The sequence below is a fragment of the Pantoea rodasii genome (genome assembly GCF_002095465.1).
GTDB classification, from domain to species: Bacteria; Pseudomonadota; Gammaproteobacteria; order Enterobacterales; family Enterobacteriaceae; genus Pantoea; species Pantoea rodasii.
The window spans coordinates 136,010-153,340 of record NZ_MLFP01000010.1 but is presented as its reverse complement, the minus strand read 5'-3'; the positions used below and the strand labels follow the sequence as shown (position 1 = coordinate 153,340).

General features: G+C 53.1%; 16 protein-coding genes. All 16 read left to right on the top strand.

Features of this window, described 5'->3' with window-relative positions; all coding sequences use genetic code 11:
- The first annotated feature begins 132 nt into the window (after window positions 1–132).
- The 16 genes from ravA (at window position 133) to HA45_RS14555 (ending at window position 17,156) form a co-directional block, all read left to right on the top strand.
- Window positions 133–1,629 (top strand): ATPase RavA, encoded by a 1,497-nt coding sequence (ravA, locus tag HA45_RS14630; RefSeq protein WP_100701639.1) that lies wholly within the window; start codon window positions 133–135, stop codon window positions 1,627–1,629.
- Window positions 1,626–3,086, top strand: coding sequence for an ATPase RavA stimulator ViaA (gene viaA, locus HA45_RS14625; protein WP_100701638.1), 1,461 nt, complete (start codon window positions 1,626–1,628; stop codon window positions 3,084–3,086). The genes ravA and viaA overlap by 4 nt, the downstream gene beginning before the upstream one ends.
- A 66-nt stretch (window positions 3,087–3,152) precedes the next feature.
- Window positions 3,153–5,279: a 5-histidylcysteine sulfoxide synthase gene (gene ovoA / locus HA45_RS14620; protein WP_100701637.1), complete on the top strand. Its 2,127-nt coding sequence runs from the start codon at window positions 3,153–3,155 to the stop codon at window positions 5,277–5,279.
- 107 nt (window positions 5,280–5,386) lie between these two features.
- Window positions 5,387–5,848 (top strand): transcriptional regulator AsnC, encoded by a 462-nt coding sequence (gene asnC, locus HA45_RS14615; protein WP_034830053.1) that lies wholly within the window; start codon window positions 5,387–5,389, stop codon window positions 5,846–5,848.
- A gap of 154 nt (window positions 5,849–6,002) precedes the next feature.
- Window positions 6,003–6,443: an FMN-binding protein MioC gene (gene mioC / locus HA45_RS14610; protein ID WP_100701636.1), complete on the top strand. Its 441-nt coding sequence runs from the start codon at window positions 6,003–6,005 to the stop codon at window positions 6,441–6,443.
- 441 nt (window positions 6,444–6,884) lie between these two features.
- A complete protein-coding gene (gene mnmG / locus HA45_RS14605; protein WP_100701635.1) occupies window positions 6,885–8,774 on the top strand; it encodes a tRNA uridine-5-carboxymethylaminomethyl(34) synthesis enzyme MnmG in 1,890 nt (629 codons plus the stop codon).
- A 47-nt stretch (window positions 8,775–8,821) separates the two neighbouring features.
- Entirely contained in the window at window positions 8,822–9,439 is a 618-nt protein-coding gene (rsmG, locus tag HA45_RS14600) for a 16S rRNA (guanine(527)-N(7))-methyltransferase RsmG (protein WP_100701634.1), read from the top strand.
- A 713-nt stretch (window positions 9,440–10,152) separates the two neighbouring features.
- On the top strand, window positions 10,153–10,533 hold the full coding sequence (atpI, locus tag HA45_RS14595; protein WP_100701633.1) for a F0F1 ATP synthase subunit I: 381 nt from the start codon (window positions 10,153–10,155) through the stop codon (window positions 10,531–10,533).
- An 8-nt stretch (window positions 10,534–10,541) separates the two neighbouring features.
- Window positions 10,542–11,360, top strand: a complete 819-nt coding sequence (atpB, locus tag HA45_RS14590) for a F0F1 ATP synthase subunit A (protein WP_100701632.1) — start codon at window positions 10,542–10,544, stop codon at window positions 11,358–11,360.
- Between the two features lie 50 nt (window positions 11,361–11,410).
- Window positions 11,411–11,650: a F0F1 ATP synthase subunit C gene (gene atpE / locus HA45_RS14585; protein ID WP_003849523.1), complete on the top strand. Its 240-nt coding sequence runs from the start codon at window positions 11,411–11,413 to the stop codon at window positions 11,648–11,650.
- Between the two features lie 107 nt (window positions 11,651–11,757).
- Complete coding sequence (atpF, locus tag HA45_RS14580; RefSeq protein ID WP_100701631.1) at window positions 11,758–12,228, top strand: F0F1 ATP synthase subunit B; 471 nt, start codon at window positions 11,758–11,760, stop codon at window positions 12,226–12,228.
- Window positions 12,229–12,242: 14 nt separating this feature from the next.
- Window positions 12,243–12,776, top strand: a complete 534-nt coding sequence (gene atpH, locus HA45_RS14575) for a F0F1 ATP synthase subunit delta (RefSeq protein WP_100701630.1) — start codon at window positions 12,243–12,245, stop codon at window positions 12,774–12,776.
- 14 nt (window positions 12,777–12,790) lie between these two features.
- Window positions 12,791–14,332, top strand: a complete 1,542-nt coding sequence (gene atpA, locus HA45_RS14570; RefSeq protein ID WP_100701629.1) for a F0F1 ATP synthase subunit alpha — start codon at window positions 12,791–12,793, stop codon at window positions 14,330–14,332.
- A 52-nt stretch (window positions 14,333–14,384) separates the two neighbouring features.
- Window positions 14,385–15,251: a F0F1 ATP synthase subunit gamma gene (gene atpG, locus HA45_RS14565; RefSeq protein WP_100701628.1), complete on the top strand. Its 867-nt coding sequence runs from the start codon at window positions 14,385–14,387 to the stop codon at window positions 15,249–15,251.
- Window positions 15,252–15,314: 63 nt separating this feature from the next.
- Window positions 15,315–16,712, top strand: coding sequence for a F0F1 ATP synthase subunit beta (gene atpD, locus HA45_RS14560; RefSeq protein WP_100701627.1), 1,398 nt, complete (start codon window positions 15,315–15,317; stop codon window positions 16,710–16,712).
- A 24-nt stretch (window positions 16,713–16,736) separates the two neighbouring features.
- The gene (locus HA45_RS14555) at window positions 16,737–17,156 is read left to right on the top strand and encodes a F0F1 ATP synthase subunit epsilon (RefSeq protein ID WP_034830038.1); all 420 of its coding nucleotides are present in this window, start codon (window positions 16,737–16,739) and stop codon (window positions 17,154–17,156) included.
- The last annotated feature ends 175 nt before the right edge of the window (window positions 17,157–17,331 follow it).

Sequence of the window (17,331 nt, the reverse complement as noted above, 5' to 3'; positions counted from 1 at the left end):
CGAGTTGTCTCGCTTCAACCTTCTGAAACAAAAAAGCTGACGGCTATCAACGCAATCAAGCATGATAACCAGTAGAGTAATGCGCTCGCCAGAACATGACGGCACCAGAATCTGAAGGACAATGATGTGATTATGGCTCAACCCCATCTTTTGGCAGAAAGAATTTCTCGCCTGAGCAACGCCCTGGAGAAAGGGCTGTATGAACGGCATCATGCGATCCGTCTGTGCTTGCTGGCTGCACTGAGTGGCGAGAGCGTTTTTCTCCTCGGTCCGCCGGGTATTGCCAAGAGCCTGATTGCCCGCCGCCTGAAATACGCCTTCCAGAATGCCCGCGCCTTTGAATACCTGATGACCCGTTTTTCCACCCCTGAAGAAGTCTTTGGCCCCTTGTCTATCCAGGCATTGAAAGATGAAGGCCGCTATCAGCGATTAACCAAAGGCTATCTGCCGGATGCGGAAATCGTGTTTCTTGATGAGATCTGGAAAGCTGGTCCGGCGATTCTGAACACCCTGCTGACCGCCATCAATGAACGCCGCTTCCGTAATGGCGACAGCGAAGAAAAGATCCCGATGCGCCTGCTGGTCACCGCGTCCAACGAACTGCCGGAAGCCGACAGCGGGCTGGAAGCCTTGTATGACCGCATGCTGATTCGCCTGTGGCTGGACAACGTGCACGAAAAGCAAAACTTCCGCAGCATGCTCACCCACCAGCAGGACGAAAACGATAATCCGGTGACGGAAGCGCTGCGCATTAGCGATGAAGAGTACCATCAGTGGCAGAAAGGCATCAGTCAGGTCAGTTTGCCCGATCATGTGTTTGAACTGATTTATCAGCTGCGCCAGCAGCTGGAAACGCTGCCTGACGCGCCGTATATTTCCGACCGTCGCTGGAAAAAAGCCATCCATTTGCTGCAAGCCAGTGCGTTTTACAGTGGTCGAGTCACCATCGCGCCTATCGATATCATCCTGTTAAAGGATTGCCTGTGGCACGACGTCACCTCGATGAAGCTGTTGGATCGCGAAATTGATGTGTTGATGACGCAACATGCGTGGCAGCAACAGCCGCTGCTGCATAAGCTGCAGCAGATCAAAGGCCGCCGTCTGGCCCTGCAACAACAGCAGAGCGTGGCGCATGCGTTGACGCTGGAAAAACACAGCGGCATGTTCAGCCGCAAACCACATTACGAGTTACCTGCCGCCATCGCCGACGAACAACTGACACTGATGCTGCAACAGCCGCTGACCTTGCACGATATGCAGGTGACGCATGTGCTGATAAGCCATGAAGCACTTGATCAGTGGTTGCTGAAGGGCGGAGAGATTCGCGGCAAGCTGAACGGTATCGGTTTTGGCCAGACACTCGATCTGCTGGTGGACGCGCATCATTGCCTGACATTGCGTGATGTCAGCCTGCAATCAACGCGCTTAACCCTGCCTGGCGCCAGTGACAGCCGCGAAATGCCGCAGGAAATCGTCGATGAATACGATGCGCTGGATACCCAGTTACGTGCGCAGCGCACCTTGTTCAGCCAGCATCAGCGCTGCTTGTTTATCAGTGACGACTGGCTGGCACGCATTGAAACCAGCTTGCAGGACGTGGCGGAACAGCTGAAACAGGCACGTAAATGATCTCACTGGAGACGCTGAGCACGCTGCTATCGATTGGCGAAACCGAGTTAATCGAAGAGTTGATTTTGGCACTGCTCGCGTCGCCCCAGTTGGCACTGTTCTTTGAAAAATTTCCGCGCATGAAACAAGCCTTAATGCGCGATCTGCCACGCTGGCGCACGGAGATCGCCGAACAGATGAAAGCCACGCCGGTGCCAGAAGCCCTGGCGCAGGAGTTCCAGCTCTTCCAGCAGATGCAGCTCGTCAGCACCCACGATTTCAGCCACCAGCTTCCCCACATCATGACGCAGCTGAAAAGCCTGCCGTCGCCGTTTATCGAGGAAGCCAGCAAACTGCTGCTGCGCAATGAAACGGTGCAACTCAGCAACGCGCAGCACACGCTGTTTTTACAACGCTGGCGACTCAGCCTGACGCTGCAAACGCTGACGCTGAACGAGACTATCCTCGAAGAACAGCGTGAACGCCTGATGGCCGAACTGCAGCAGCGGATGGCCATCAGCGGTCAGTTGGCACCGATTCTCACCGAGGATGATGAAGCTGCTGCCGGACGTTTGTGGGATATGAGCAAAGCGCCACTGCAGCACGGTGATTACGAGCTGATCGTGCAATACGGCGATTTCCTCGCGCAGCAGCCGGAGTTGATGAAACTGGCGCAGCAGCTGGGCCGCAGCCGCGAAGCCAAGTCTGTGCCCTCACAGGACGCACCGCTGGAAGAGTTTCACCAGCTGGTACGTGAGCCGGATAACGTGCCGGAAGAGGTCAGCGGCATTCATCAGAGCGACGATGTGCTGCGCCTGCTGCCGCCCGAGCTGGCAGCGCTGAGTATCAGCGAACTGGAGCTGGAGTTTTATCGCCGTCTGGTGGAAAAGCGCCTGTTAACCTACCAACTGCAGGGCGATGCCTGGCACGAGAAAGTCACGCTGCGCCCGGTCAGCCACCAGCAACATGAAGCGCAGCCGCGCGGACCCTTTATCGTTTGTGTCGATACTTCGGGTTCGATGGGTGGATTTAATGAACGCTGCGCCAAGGCTTTTTGTCTGGCTTTATTAAAGGTCGCGCTGGCCGATAAACGTCGCTGCTACATCATGCTGTTCGCTCACGAAGTGATTGGCTACGAACTCACTGCCGATAGCGGTATCGAACAGGCGATCCGTTTCCTCAGTCAGCGTTTTCGTGGCGGCACCGATCTCGCGGCCTGTCTGGCCGCAGTGGTGCAGCGCATGGAAGGCAGCGTGTGGCAGGAGGCCGATGCAGTGATCGTGTCTGACTTTATCGCCCAGCGCCTGCCTGATGAGATCATCAACACCATTAAACAGCGCCAGCGTCATCAACAGCAGCGTTTCCACGCGGTCGCCATGTCAACTCATGGCAAACCGGGCATCTTACGCATCTTCGATCATATCTGGCGCTTTGATACTGGCCTGAAAAGTCGCCTGCTGCGCCGCTGGCAGCGCTAATTCATCTGACAGAAATGCTTATTTGCTATAGTGATTAGTTCGCACACCGAGCATCTGGAGCAACTTGTGACCACCGCCCAACTTCCTGCACCCACCCGCACGCTGACGCTCTCCGGTCAAAACACCGAACAAAAACGGACCGAGCTGCTGGCGTATTTCACCCAAACCTGGGAACTGTACGAAAGCCTGTTTGATTGTCTCGCTGACGAACGCGCCTGGACTAACAAAGCTATTTCGTTGCGCCATCCGCTGATCTTCTATTTTGGCCACACCGCGACGTTCTACATTAATAAATTGATGGCGGGTCAGTATCTGGATCACCGCGTGGACGATCGTATTGAAGCGATGATGGCGATCGGCGTGGATGAGATGAGCTGGGATGATCTCAACGACAGCCATTATGCGTGGCCAACAATAGAAGAAGTGCGTGACTACCGAGGCAAAGTTAAAAGCCTGGTCAGTGAGTTTATCCGCACCCTGCCGCTGGAATTACCGATAACATGGGACAGCCCGGCGTGGGTGGTGCTCATGGGGATTGAACACGAACGTATTCACCTTGAAACCTCCAGCGTGTTGATACGTCAGCTGCCCGTTGAGTGGGTTAACCCGCAGCCGCATTGGCCGGTTTGCCCTCAGGCGCGCCACGATCGTGCCTCCGTTCCTGATAACAGCCTGGTCGTGATGCCTGGCGGCCGCGTGCAGCAGGGTAAAACCGACGACACTTACGGCTGGGACAATGAATACGGTAATCAAGTGACTGAACTCAAACCGTTTAAGGCCAGCAAAATGCTGGTCAGCAACGCCGAGTTTTACCGCTTTGTCGCCGCGAACGGCTATCAGGATCCACGCTGGTGGGATGATGAAGGCTGGGGCTGGCGTGAATTCTCAGCAGCGCAGATGCCAACGTTCTGGGTCGGCGACATTTCGCAGCCCGATCGGTTGAAACTGCGTTTGATGGCTGAGGAAGTGGCCATGCCGTGGGATTGGCCAGCGGAAGTTAATCAGCTGGAAGCGGCGGCGTTCTGTCGCTGGCTGGCAGAAGAAACGGGCAAATCCATCCAGTTACCGTGCGAAGCCGAATGGGCTCAATTGCGTGAGCAGGTCACGGGCGATCAACCTGACTGGCACGATGCGCCAGGTAATATCAATCTGGCGCATTGGGCCTCTTCCAGCCCGGTGGATCGTTTTGCTCAGGGCGAATTTTACGACATCGTTGGCAATGTCTGGCAGTGGACCACCACGCCAACCAACGGTTTTGCCGGTTTTAAAGTTCATCCACTGTATGACGACTTTTCCACTCCCACCTTTGATGGCAAACACGCGTTGATCAAAGGCGGCAGCTGGATTTCTACCGGTAACGAGGCGTTGAAATCGGCTCGCTATGCCTTCCGCCGTCATTTCTTCCAGCATGCGGGCTTCCGCTATGTGGTCTCCTCACATGAAGAGACCATGGCGCTGAATCCGTACGAAACTGACAGCATGGTGTCGCAGTATCTTGATTTCCAATATGGTCCGACTTATTACGCGGTGCCCAATTATGCCGCTGCTCTGGTTGAAACGCTGTTACCCCACTGCAAGCAGCGTGGCGAAGCGCTGGATATCGGCTGCGCTACCGGCCGCGCCAGTTTTGAACTGGCACGTCATTTCAGCACGGTAACGGGAATGGATTACTCAGCACGCTTTATTGATGTGGCGCTGCAACTGACTTCCGGTGAGGATTTCCGTTATGTGGTGCCCGAAGAAGGTGAGCTGGTGGAATATCGTCAGGTGCGCTTGCAGGACATTACTATCAGCGATGAAGCAGCCGCGCGCATTCAGTTTGTACAAGGTGACGCCTGTAATCTCAAACCGCAGCCCGATCGCTACGATCTGGTGCTGGCGTCCAATCTGATTGATCGACTGCGTCAGCCAAAACGCTTTTTACAGGACGTCATCCCGATGATCCGTTCTGGTGGGATCCTGGCACTTTCTTCCCCGTATACCTGGTTGGAAGAATTCACTCCGAAGGAGAACTGGCTGGGTGGCGTTCGTGAAAACGGCGAAGCACTCACCAGCTACCAGGCGCTGCAACGTTTACTGCGCGATGACTTTGAAGAAGTGGCATCACCACAGGATGTGCCCTTCGTTATCCGTGAGACCGCACGTAAGTATCAACATACGCTGGCGCAGCTCACCCTGTGGCGTAAGCGTTAAAAAAGCGTGCAGACTGCGACAGCCGCGCAGTCTGCACCTTGCCTGCGATGTCAATTTGCTGCACATTCTCCACTGTTCATAGAAGAAGAACCTTAAGAGGATGGATGATGGCGGAACAACTGCAACTGGATAACCTTGATCGCGGCATTCTCAATGCGCTGCTGGAGAACGCGCGCACCGCTTATGCCGAGCTCGCCAAACAGTTCAACGTTAGCCCCGGCACCATTCACGTGCGCGTGGAAAAAATGCGTCAGGCCGGGATTATTTTAGGCACCCGTGTAGAAATCGATCCGCGTCAGTTGGGTTTCGATGTGTGCTGCTTTATTGGCATCATCCTGAAAAGCGCGCGTGACTATCCTGCGGCGCTGAGCAAGCTGGAAGCCTTGGATGAAGTGGTCGAAGCCTGGTACACCACCGGTCACTACAGCATCTTTATTAAGGTGATGTGTCGATCGATCGATGCATTGCAGCAGGTATTGATCAACAAGATCCAGACCATTGATGAAATTCAATCAACCGAAACGCTGATCTCGCTGCAAAACCCCATCATGCGCACCATTAAGCCTTGATCCCTTCCTAAGCTGTGCACAACCTTATCCCAGGCGGATCACTTGTGTGATGCGCCTTGTCGCCTGATGCTTTCCACTATTAACCCTGTTTTCCACAGGTGGATCACGGCTTGATCACAGCGTACAATGCTCGCCTTTAGTGCGGGAGAGCATCATGGCCGATATTACGTTAATCAGTGGCAGTACCCTTGGCAGCGCCGAATACGTCGCCGAACATCTGGAAGCAAAACTGCAGGAAGCGGGCTTTTCAACCGAGGTGCTGCACGGACCGGAGCTGGATGAACTGCCGCAGGAAGGGATCTGGCTCATTGTGACCTCTACCCACGGTGCGGGCGAGTTGCCTGACAATCTGTTGCCTTTTTATGAAGCGTTGCAGGAGACCAAACCGGATCTTTCGGCACTGCGTTATGGTGCCGTCGGTATTGGCAATCATGAATATGACCTGTTCTGTGGTGCGATCAAGCTGCTGGAAGATCAACTGAACCAGTTAGGCGCCAAACGTATTGGCGATCGCTTGGAGATCGACGTTCTCGAGCATGAGATTCCTGAAGATCCGGCTGAAGTGTGGGTGGCGAGCTGGCACACCCAGATTTAAAGCGATCTTTGCTGGTTGGGGATCGTGAAAATGGTGCGATCCCCAGTTTATTACGCTGTTTTTATCTTTTTATTTTCGCTTCACCTGTGGATAAATAGGCTTAGATCATGCGTATAACCGGTAGTTACCCAAAGAACAACGGGTGATGCTTTTTTGTTCTGTGCATAACTCGCTATTTTGATCCCAGCTTATACCGATCAGGATCACCGATCATTCACAGCAAATGATCCTCTCTAATCCGCTGTTAAGTCTTGGCTTTTCCGTGTTATCAACAGATATGCGCGATCCTAATAAGAGATCTAATAGGAAGATCATATAAAAGAATAAAGATCCTTTCTTTTAAACCATCGGATCCCGCGACTATCGCCGCCCACAGAATTTCAGTAGAATCCACCGCCCAGGGCAACGATCCCTGTTCAAATACTAACGAGGACCCACTTCATGTTTTATCCAGATCCTTTTGACGTCATCGTAATTGGTGGTGGTCATGCGGGCACAGAAGCCGCGATGGCGGCAGCCCGAATGGGTCAGCAAACGCTGTTACTCACCCATAACATTGATACGCTTGGACAAATGTCCTGTAACCCTGCGATCGGTGGTATTGGGAAAGGACACCTGGTGAAGGAAGTGGATGCCTTAGGCGGATTGATGGCAACGGCAATTGACCACGCCGGCATTCAGTTTAGGATACTAAACGCGAGCAAAGGCCCAGCAGTGCGTGCCACTCGTGCGCAGGCCGACCGTGTGCTCTATCGTCAGGCAGTTCGTACCGCGCTGGAGAACCAGCCGAACCTGATGATCTTCCAGCAGGCGGTAGACGATCTGATTGTGGAAAACGATCGCGTTGTTGGTGCTGTAACCCAAATGGGTCTCAAGTTCCGCGCAAAATCCGTGGTACTGACCGTCGGCACATTCCTCGACGGTAAAATTCATATCGGGCTGGATAACTACAGCGGTGGCCGTGCTGGCGATCCGCCATCCATCCCGCTGGCAAAACGCCTGCGTGCTCTGCCGCTGCGCGTCAACCGCCTGAAGACCGGTACGCCACCGCGTATTGACGCACGCACCATCGATTTCTCAGTGTTGTCACCGCAGCATGGCGATACGCCAATGCCGGTGTTCTCGTTTATGGGCAATGTGTCTCAGCACCCGCAGCAGGTCCCGTGCTGGATCACTCACACCAACGAACAAACACATGATGTGATCCGTAATAACCTCGATCGCAGCCCAATGTATGCCGGGATCATCGAAGGGATCGGCCCACGTTATTGCCCATCGATCGAAGACAAAGTGATGCGCTTTGCCGATCGTAATGCTCATCAGATCTTCCTTGAACCGGAAGGGCTGACCAGCAATGAAATTTACCCGAACGGTATCTCCACCAGCCTGCCATTCGATGTGCAGATGCAGATCGTTCGCTCGATGAAAGGTCTGGAAAACGCGAAGATCATTCGTCCAGGCTATGCCATTGAGTACGATTTCTTCGATCCACGCGATCTGAAACCGACGCTGGAAAGTAAATATATTCACGGTCTGTTCTTTGCTGGCCAGATCAACGGCACCACCGGCTATGAAGAAGCGGCAGCGCAAGGTTTATTGGCGGGTTTAAACGCTGCACGCGCTTCTGCAGACAAAGAAGGCTGGGCACCGCGTCGCGATCAGGCTTACCTTGGCGTGCTGGTAGACGACCTTTGTACGCTGGGTACCAAAGAACCGTATCGCATGTTCACTTCACGCGCTGAATATCGTTTGATGCTACGCGAAGACAACGCCGATCTGCGTTTGACGGAAACCGGCCGCGAACTGGGGCTGGTCGATGATGCGCGTTGGGCGCGTTATAACCAGAAACTGGAAGCGATTGAGCAGGAACGTCAGCGTTTACGCGGTTTGTGGGTCCATCCAAAATCAGACAACGTGGACGAAGTGAATAGCGTGATCAGTGCGCCACTCACCAAAGAGGCCAGCGCTGAAGATCTGCTACGTCGTCCGGAAATGACCTACGAACGACTAATGACGTTGCCGAGCTACGGCCCAGCGTTAGCGGATGAAGAGTCTGCTGAGCAGGTAGAGATTCAGGTTAAGTATGAAGGTTACATTGCCCGCCAGCAGGAAGAGATTGATCGCCAGCAGCGCAATGAGAACACTTTGCTGCCTGCCGATCTCGACTATCGTCAGGTTAATGGCCTGTCGAATGAAGTGATCGCGAAGCTTAACGATCACAAACCAACCTCTATCGGGCAGGCTTCCCGTATTTCGGGTATCACCCCGGCAGCCATCTCGATTCTGCTGATCTATCTGAAAAAACAGGGCCTGCTACGTAAAAGCGCCTGATCGACCCCGGGGCGAGGCAACTCGCCCCCGTTAATGGAACTCTCGTTGTGATTAACAAACTCTCCCAGCTGCTCGACGCGGCAAACATTTCCCTTACCGATCAACAAAAACAGCAGCTCGTGGGCTATGTTGAATTGCTGCATAAGTGGAACAAGGCCTATAACCTGACATCGGTGCGTGACCCGCAGCAGATGCTGGTGCGCCACATTCTCGACAGCGTAGTGGTAGAGCCGCATCTGCAAGGTGAGCGCTTTATTGATGTGGGAACGGGCCCTGGACTGCCGGGAATTCCCCTGGCGATTGTACGTCCACAGGCGCATTTCACGCTGCTGGACAGCCTGGGAAAACGCATCCGTTTCCTGCGCCAGGTACAGCATGAGTTAGGACTTACTAACGTCACGCCGGTGCAGAGCCGTGTGGAAGATTTCCCCGCTGAGCCGCCGTTTGATGGCGTGATCAGCCGGGCGTTTGCTTCACTGGAAGATATGCTGACCTGGTGTCACCATCTGCCGGGCACCTCAGGCCGCTTCTATGCGCTTAAGGGTGTACGCCCTGATGATGAAATCAGTGCCTTACCTGCGGGCTTTGTGGTGGAGAAAATTGAATCACTGCACGTGCCGGAACTGGAAGGTGAGCGTCATTTAGTGGTGGTTACTCGGCAATAGCCCTAAAAAGGGTGCGGATTTAACACCCGCCGCACCCACCGCCAGTGAAATTAAGCTGCATAAAAAAACAGCGGTTGAACACTTTTAGTCAAAAGCTTTTATTCGGCAGGGCAGGGTGGACGGGTTAACAACCTCCGCGGAAATTATCCGAAAAGCTCTGTTACATTTAACGAACATTTCACATTTCATTATCAGTTAGATCACTTTATTGGCTGTATTTACTGACGCAAATAGTCACGCCGGAAAATATAACTCTGCAATAAATCGGCGTGCGTAATATCCGTTTTACGTTTTTATTGCGGTGTACGATGTCAATAGAGTGTTTTTATCGAAAATCATGACTCGCTATGGGATGTTTAATTCTATCATGATGATTGAAAACGGTTTTAATCCATTTTGGAATCATAGATTTCATGCTTAAAACAAATTCACCCGCCGTTGTATTGCTTATAATGTGATCTAAAGCACGCTTTAAAAGCAAGCCAACACGGCATTTTCAGCGATTTAGCTGAGCCATTGTGGAAGAGGATGTTTTGAAAAATAGCCCTTCAGAAAGAAATTTAAATAATTGTTCACCTTTTCGCTACTTACCGATTGAAATCGCAGGTGGCGCCCGTATAATTTGCACGGCTTTTGCTGCTTGACTCAAATGAGTAAAGGCAGTCTTATACGACACGCGACATACCCCGTTCGGGGCAGGAGAGTTCAACGCCATGTCAGTGTCTCTTTACAGTGCAAAATTAGCCCGGACCGTGCTGGTCATCCAGCTGGTGACGTTTGTCATCATCGGCGCGCTCTTTGCTCTGAAAGATGTTACCTGGGGCGCCTCCGCCATCGCCGGTGGAGCGGCAGCCTGGCTGCCGAATGTGTTGTTTATGTTTTTAGCCTGGCGCCTGCAGGATCAAACGCCTGCCAAAGGTCGTGTTGCATGGAGCTTCGCCTTCGGTGAGGTGTTCAAAGTCTTCATGACGGTCATTCTTCTTATGGTGGCGTTAGGTGTGCTTGGAGCGGTCTTTTGGCCTCTCGCAATCACGTGGTTATCGGTGCTGGTGGTGCAGATCGTCGCGCCGGCTGTAATTAACAACAAAGGGTAAGAGGCATCATGGCTGCTGGAGAAATCTCTACTCCGCAAGAATACATAGGTCACCACCTGAATAACCTTCAGTTGGACCTGCGTACTTTCGAGTTGGTGAATCCGCACGACGCTCCTGCGACGTTCTGGGTATTAAATATCGATTCCATGTTTTTCTCTGTGGTACTGGGACTTATTTTCCTGGTTGTGTTCCGTAAAGTGGCAAAAAGCGCCACCAGCGGTGTGCCAGGGAAACTACAAGCGGCTATCGAACTGGTTGTCGGTTTCGTTGATAACAACGTGCGCGACATGTACCACGGTAAAAGCAAACTTATCGCCCCGCTGGCTCTGACGATTTTTGTCTGGGTCTTCCTGATGAACTTCATGGATCTGCTTCCTATTGACCTGCTGCCGTTTATCGGTGAGCACTATTTAGGTCTGCCTGCGCTTCGCGTTGTGCCGTCTGCAGATGTGAACATCACGCTGTCTATGGCGCTGGGCGTATTTATTTTGATTCTGTTCTACAGCATCAAAATGAAAGGTATTGGCGGCTTCACCAAAGAACTGACGCTGCAGCCTTTCAATCACCCGATCTTCATCCCAATCAACTTGATTCTTGAAGGTGTTAGCCTGCTGTCTAAACCGGTTTCACTCGGTCTGCGACTGTTCGGCAACATGTACGCGGGTGAACTGATCTTCATCCTGATTGCCGGCTTGCTGCCGTGGTGGTCGCAGTGGTTGTTGAATGTGCCATGGGCCATTTTCCACATCCTGATCATTTCGCTGCAGGCTTTCATTTTCATGGTCCTCACGATTGTCTATCTGTCGATGGCATCTGAAGAACATTGATTTTTATCTCAACTACGTAAGCTTTTAACTGAAACAAACTGGAGACTGTCATGGAAAACCTGAATATGGATCTGCTGTACATGGCTGCCGCTGTGATGATGGGCCTGGCGGCAATCGGTGCTGCGATCGGTATCGGCATCCTCGGAGGCAAATTCCTGGAAGGCGCAGCGCGTCAACCGGATCTGATTCCTCTGCTGCGTACGCAGTTCTTTGTTGTAATGGGTCTGGTGGATGCAATCCCGATGATCGCTGTAGGTCTGGGTCTCTACGTGATGTTTGCTGTCGCCTAAACCTGGTAGCCTTGTTCACTCATGGCACCTGGTGTGATGAGGGACGGATTCTGCCGCTTATCTCTGATAGCGGCAGAGCAAGTTAACTTAATGAGAGGCATTGTGCTGTGAACATTAATGCAACAATCCTCGGCCAGGCCATCGCGTTCATTCTGTTTGTCGCGTTCTGCATGAAGTACGTATGGCCGCCGGTTATGGCTGCCATCGAAAAGCGCCAGAAAGAAATTGCTGAAGGCCTTGCTTCTGCTGAGCGCGCGAAGAAAGATTTAGATCTCGCGCAGGCCAATGCGACCGACCAGCTGAAGAAAGCGAAAGAAGACGCTCAGGTCATTATCGAGCAGGCGAACAAACGCCGCGCTCAGATTTTGGACGAAGCGAAAACTGAAGCTGAGACTGAACGTAACCGCATCGTGGCACAAGCGCAGGCAGAAATCGAAGCCGAGCGTTCACGTGTCCGTGAAGAGCTGCGTAAGCAAGTCGCGTTGCTGGCATTAGCTGGCGCCGAGAAAATCATCGAACGTTCCGTGGATGAAGCTGCTAACAGCGACATCGTTGATAAACTGGTCGCTGAACTGTAAGGAGGGAGGGGCTGATGTCTGATCTGATTACTGTAGCTCGCCCCTACGCCAAAGCAGCTTTTGACTTTGCTGTTGAGCATCAAGGTATCGATCGCTGGCAGTCTATGCTGGCGTTTGCCGCAGAAGTGGCTCGTAACGAACAGATGGCAGATCTTCTTTCCGGTGCTCTCGCGCCGGAAGCTTTGTCTGCTTCTTTCAACGCGGTATGTGGCGATCAACTTGATGAACCCGCTCAAAACCTGATTAAGGTAATGGCGGAAAACGGACGTTTGACAGCGCTTCCTGCGGTACTGGAACAGTACATTCAACTGCGTGACGCTTATGAAGCGACAGCCGAAGTTGATGTGATTTCTGCCAGTACCCTGAGTGACAGTCAGCTGAGTAAAATCAGCGCCGCGATGGAAAAACGTCTGTCACGCAAAGTTAAGCTGAATTGCAAAATTGACAAGTCTGTAATGGCAGGTGTGGTTATCCGTGCGGGTGACCTTGTGATAGATGGCAGCGTACGCGGCCGTCTTGATCGTCTGGCAGACGTCTTGCAGTCTTAAGGGGACTGGAGCATATGCAACTGAATTCCACCGAAATCAGCGAACTGATCAAGCAGCGCATTGCTCAGTTCAATGTGGTGAGCGAAGCTCACAACGAAGGTACTATTGTTTCTGTAAGTGACGGTATCATCCGCGTACACGGCCTGGCCGATGTGATGCAGGGTGAGATGATTGCCCTGCCGGGTAACCGTTACGCTATCGCACTGAACCTCGAGCGTGACTCGGTTGGTGCAGTAGTGATGGGTCCGTACGCTGACCTTGCCGAAGGCATGAAGGTTAAATGTACTGGCCGTATCTTAGAAGTTCCAGTTGGCCGCGGCCTGCTGGGCCGTGTGGTGAACACCCTGGGTGCACCGATCGACGGTAAAGGCGCAATCGACAACGACGGCTTCTCGCCAGTTGAAATGATTGCACCGGGCGTTATCGACCGTCAGTCAGTAGACCAGCCTGTTCAGACCGGTTACAAATCTGTCGATGCGATGATTCCAATCGGCCGTGGCCAGCGTGAGCTGATCATCGGTGACCGTCAGACCGGTAAAACCGCAATGGCAATCGACGCCATCATCAACCAGCGCGATTCAGGCATCAAGTGTGTCTACGTTGCGATTGGTCAGAAAGCGTCAACCATTTCTAACGTGGTACGTAAGCTGGAAGAGCACGGCGCGCTGGCTAACACCATCGTCGTTGTCGCTTCTGCTTCTGAATCAGCAGCACTGCAGTACCTGTCACCGTACGCCGGTTGTGCGATGGGTGAGTACTTCCGTGACCGCGGTGAAGATGCCCTGATCGTGTACGATGACCTGTCTAAGCAGGCTATCGCTTACCGTCAGATTTCACTGCTGCTGCGCCGTCCACCAGGCCGTGAAGCATTCCCAGGCGACGTGTTCTATCTCCACTCTCGTCTGCTGGAACGCGCATCACGCGTGAGCGCTGATTACGTTGAACGCTTCACCAAAGGTGCAGTGAAAGGCCAGACCGGTTCATTGACCGCGCTGCCAATCATCGAAACTCAGGCGGGTGACGTTTCTGCGTTCGTTCCGACCAACGTAATCTCGATTACCGATGGTCAGATCTTCCTGGAATCAAACCTGTTCAACTCCGGTATTCGTCCAGCCGTTAACCCGGGTATCTCTGTATCCCGTGTTGGTGGTGCTGCACAGACCAAGATCATCAAGAAACTGTCCGGTGGTATTCGTACCGCACTGGCACAGTATCGTGAACTGGCTGCGTTCTCTCAGTTCGCATCCGATCTGGATGATGCAACGCGTAAACAGCTGAGCCACGGTCAGAAAGTGACCGAGCTGCTGAAACAGAAACAGTATGCGCCGATGTCTGTCGCGCAACAGGGTCTGGTGCTGTTTGCTGCTGAACGCGGCTTCCTGAACGACGTTGAACTGGCGAAAATCGGCAGCTTCGAAGCCGCTCTGCTGGCGTTCGCGGATCGCGACCACGCTGAGCTGATGGCTGAAATCAACCAAGCGGGCAACTTTAATAACGATATCGAAGCGAAGCTGAAAGGCTTGCTCGAAACGTTTAAAGCAACCCAGTCCTGGTAATGTCTGGCGGCTTGTCTGAAAAGGCAGGCCGCAAGGCTTTGAGGAGAAGCTAATGGCCGGCGCAAAAGAAATACGTAGTAAGATTGGAAGCGTAAAAAATACGCAGAAAATCACCAAAGCGATGGAAATGGTCGCCGCCTCCAAAATGCGTAAAACGCAGGAACGCATGGCGGCCAGCCGTCCGTATGCAGATACCATGCGCAAAGTGATTGGTCACCTTGCACTCGGTAATCTGGAATACAAGCACCCTTACCTGGATGAGCGTGACGTTAAGCGCGTCGGCTACCTGGTCGTTTCGACTGACCGCGGGCTTTGTGGTGGTTTGAACATTAACCTGTTCAAAAAATTGCTGGCAGATATGAAGAGCTGGGCTGATAAAGGCGTGCAGAGCGATCTGGCCATTATCGGTTCTAAAGGCAATTCGTTCTTCGGCTCTGTGGGTGGCAACATCGTGGCACAGGTCACTGGTATGGGCGACAAGCCTGCACTGTCTGATCTTATTGGCCCAGTAAAAGTGATGTTGCAGGCCTATGATGAAGGTCGCATCGACAAGCTGTATATCGTCGGCAACAAGTTTAATAACACCATGTCTCAGACTCCGACCATCACCCAACTGCTGCCGTTACCGCCAGCGGAAGGTGAAGAAGAGATGAAGGCGAAGACCTGGGATTACCTGTACGAACCCGATCCGAAAGCGCTGCTGGATACTCTGCTGCGCCGCTATGTCGAATCGCAGGTTTATCAGGGTGTGGTGGAAAACCTGGCCAGTGAGCAGGCCGCACGTATGGTTGCGATGAAAGCTGCAACCGATAACGGCGGAAACCTGATCAAAGAGCTGCAGTTGGTTTACAACAAAGCTCGTCAGGCCAGCATCACCCAGGAACTTACCGAGATCGTCTCGGGAGCCTCCGCGGTTTAACCAGGCATATATCCTGTCGCGCGAGCGCGGCCGGATATTCTCGTATTAGGTAGAGGATTCAAGATGGCAGCTGGAAAGATTGTCCAGATTATCGGCGCCGTAGTTGACGTCGAATTCCCTCAGGACGCGGTACCGCAGGTATATAGCGCGCTTGAGGTTCAAAATGGTGATGCTCGTCTGGTGCTGGAAGTTCAGCAGCAGCTGGGCGGTGGCGTGGTACGTACCATCGCCATGGGTACTTCTGATGGCCTGAAGCGCGGCCTCGAAGTCAACGACCTGAAAAAACCGATCCAGGTACCGGTTGGTAAACCAACCCTCGGCCGTATCATGAACGTATTGGGCGAACCAATCGACATGAAAGGCGACCTGCAGAATGAAGACGGCAGCGTAGTAGAGGTTTCCTCTATTCACCGTGCAGCCCCTTCATATGAAGATCAGTCTAACTCGCAAGAGCTGCTGGAAACCGGCATCAAGGTTATCGACCTGATGTGTCCGTTCGCTAAGGGCGGTAAAGTCGGTTTGTTCGGTGGTGCGGGTGTAGGTAAAACCGTAAACATGATGGAGCTGATCCGTAACATCGCGGCTGAGCACTCAGGTTATTCGGTCTTTGCTGGTGTAGGTGAGCGTACTCGTGAGGGTAACGACTTCTACCACGAAATGACTGACTCCAACGTTATCGATAAAGTAGCGCTGGTGTATGGCCAGATGAACGAGCCGCCGGGTAACCGTCTGCGCGTAGCACTGACCGGTCTGACCATGGCGGAAAAATTCCGTGATGAAGGCCGTGACGTTCTGCTGTTCATCGACAACATCTATCGTTACACCCTGGCCGGTACTGAAGTATCAGCTCTGCTGGGTCGTATGCCATCTGCGGTAGGCTACCAGCCAACGCTGGCAGAAGAGATGGGTGTGTTGCAGGAGCGTATTACCTCCACTAAGACCGGTTCAATCACCTCTGTTCAGGCCGTTTACGTTCCTGCGGATGACTTGACTGACCCGTCACCAGCAACCACCTTTGCTCACTTAGACTCAACCGTTACGCTGAGCCGTCAGATCGCCTCTCTGGGTATCTACCCAGCCGTTGACCCGCTGGATTCAACCAGCCGTCAGCTGGATCCACTGATCGTGGGTCAGGAGCACTATGACGTTGCGCGTGGCGTGCAGTCTCTGCTGCAGCGTTACCAGGAACTGAAAGACATCATCGCCATCCTTGGTATGGACGAGCTGTCTGAAGAAGACAAACTGTTGGTGGCACGTGCGCGTAAGATTCAGCGCTTCCTGTCTCAGCCGTTCTTCGTTGCTGAAGTCTTCACCGGTTCTCCAGGTAAGTACGTGACCCTGAAAGACACGATTCGTGGCTTCAAAGGCATCATGGAAGGCGAATTCGACCACCTGCCAGAGCAGGCGTTCTACATGGTCGGCGCTATCGAAGAAGCCGTAGAAAAAGCGAAGAAACTGTAATAACGGTTTCCCAGGAGGAATAGTATGGCTATGACTTATCATCTGGACGTTGTCAGCGCGGAGCAGCAAATGTTCTCCGGTCTGGTTGAGCGTATCCAGGTGTCAGGTAGCGAAGGTGAGCTGGGTATTTACCCTGGCCACGCCCCGCTGCTGACAGCCATCAAGCCTGGTATGATTCGCATCGTGAAACAGCACGGCGAAGAGGAGTATATCTACCTCTCTGGCGGCGTGCTGGAAGTACAGCCGGGCAGCACGACCGTTCTGGCCGACACCGCGATCCGCGGTGAAGACCTCGACGAAGCGCGCGCGCTGGAAGCGAAACGTAAAGCAGAAGAGCACATGAACAGCAGCCACGGCGACGTGGACTATGCTCAGGCCTCTGCGGAGCTGGCGAAAGCTATCGCAAAACTGCGTGTAATCGAGCTGACCAAAAAAGCGATGTAATCAGGCTTTATGCGTCACGAAATGCCAGCCTCGGGTTGGCATTTTTTTTGCCCGGTGCCCATGAAAACCCCCTGACGAAACCGCTGTGAAACGTCTTTGTGGCCTTCGGATCGCCCACCTTCAGCATTTTGACCCCCCCTTAAATCCCTTTCATCTTTATCCGCTAATTTCGGTC

Coding starts and splice junctions, on each gene's coding strand:
- ravA (WP_100701639.1), top strand. CDS start 133: ATGGCTCAACCCCATCTTTTGGCAGAAAGAATTTCTCGCCTGAGCAAC.
- viaA (WP_100701638.1), top strand. CDS start 1,626: ATGATCTCACTGGAGACGCTGAGCACGCTGCTATCGATTGGCGAAACC.
- asnC (WP_034830053.1), top strand. CDS start 5,387: ATGGCGGAACAACTGCAACTGGATAACCTTGATCGCGGCATTCTCAAT.
- mioC (WP_100701636.1), top strand. CDS start 6,003: ATGGCCGATATTACGTTAATCAGTGGCAGTACCCTTGGCAGCGCCGAA.
- mnmG (WP_100701635.1), top strand. CDS start 6,885: ATGTTTTATCCAGATCCTTTTGACGTCATCGTAATTGGTGGTGGTCAT.
- atpI (WP_100701633.1), top strand. CDS start 10,153: ATGTCAGTGTCTCTTTACAGTGCAAAATTAGCCCGGACCGTGCTGGTC.
- atpB (WP_100701632.1), top strand. CDS start 10,542: ATGGCTGCTGGAGAAATCTCTACTCCGCAAGAATACATAGGTCACCAC.
- atpE (WP_003849523.1), top strand. CDS start 11,411: ATGGAAAACCTGAATATGGATCTGCTGTACATGGCTGCCGCTGTGATG.
- atpH (WP_100701630.1), top strand. CDS start 12,243: ATGTCTGATCTGATTACTGTAGCTCGCCCCTACGCCAAAGCAGCTTTT.
- atpA (WP_100701629.1), top strand. CDS start 12,791: ATGCAACTGAATTCCACCGAAATCAGCGAACTGATCAAGCAGCGCATT.
- atpG (WP_100701628.1), top strand. CDS start 14,385: ATGGCCGGCGCAAAAGAAATACGTAGTAAGATTGGAAGCGTAAAAAAT.
- atpD (WP_100701627.1), top strand. CDS start 15,315: ATGGCAGCTGGAAAGATTGTCCAGATTATCGGCGCCGTAGTTGACGTC.
- HA45_RS14555 (WP_034830038.1), top strand. CDS start 16,737: ATGGCTATGACTTATCATCTGGACGTTGTCAGCGCGGAGCAGCAAATG.